The 455-nt window shown below is 33.8% G+C and carries 1 protein-coding gene; it reads left to right on the top strand.

Annotated features, from left to right (window positions below):
• Positions 1-455 (top strand): FGGY family carbohydrate kinase (locus tag IU405_RS00340; RefSeq protein WP_262894623.1); only part of this gene is annotated, 455 nt, incomplete at both ends.

Here is a 455-nt window from a genome sequence, read left to right as displayed (position 1 = left end):
ATCAAGGCGGCCTTAGTAGAAATTTCAACCGGAAAAAGTATTGGTGTTGTTCAAGAACCCAAAAAAGAAATGAGTATGCTCGCTTTAAAAAACGGATGGGCTGAACAAGAACCTGAAGAATGGTGGGAATATATTTGTAGAGCGATTGAAAACTTAAAAAGTACCTATAATGTTTCTCGAACTCAAATAAAAGGCATTGGTATCTCTTACCAAATGCATGGTTTGGTTTTAGTTGATGAAAATGGAAAAACGTTGAGGAAAAGCATCATTTGGTGCGATAGTCGAGCTGTAGAAATTGGTAATATGGCATTTAATAAAATAGGAAATGAGAAGTGTTCGAGCCAATTACTAAATTCTCCAGCAAATTTTACAGCTTCAAAGTTAAAATGGGTAAAAGATAATGAACCACACATCTACAATAAAACATATAAATTTATGTTGCCTGGTGATTATAT

It is taken from the genome of Polaribacter sp. BAL334, from assembly GCF_015767435.1.
GTDB lineage: Bacteria > Bacteroidota > Bacteroidia > Flavobacteriales > Flavobacteriaceae > Polaribacter.
Note: the sequence above shows the minus strand (reverse complement) of the source record. Positions and strands in the feature narration are given on the sequence as shown.